This window comes from Salegentibacter maritimus (assembly GCF_016236975.1).
Lineage (GTDB): Bacteria > Bacteroidota > Bacteroidia > Flavobacteriales > Flavobacteriaceae > Salegentibacter > Salegentibacter maritimus.
Map to the genome: position 1 here is coordinate 1 of NZ_JAEHNY010000050.1, position 227 is coordinate 227.

Genomic DNA, 227 nt, shown 5'->3' on the forward strand with positions numbered 1-227 from the left:
GGTAATATTATAGACTTTGATGCCAATACTACCAGCTATACCGAAAATGGGGGAGGTAGTTATACCTTCACCAACGATAATGGAGAGAGTATCACGGTAACTGTAGTTGATGATGTGGTTTCTAATATTCAAAACCAGGGAGCGATCTATGATGAAATTTTAAGCATTATTGGAAACGAGTCTGATGTATTAGTTGATAACAATAACGGCACTTATACCCACACCGC

The 227-nt window shown here is 38.3% G+C and carries 1 protein-coding gene; it reads left to right on the top strand.

Annotated elements, in window-relative coordinates; translation table 11 throughout:
* The coding region (locus I6U50_RS15830) for a hypothetical protein (RefSeq protein ID WP_198639565.1) at positions 1-227 on the top strand (227 nt) is incomplete at both ends.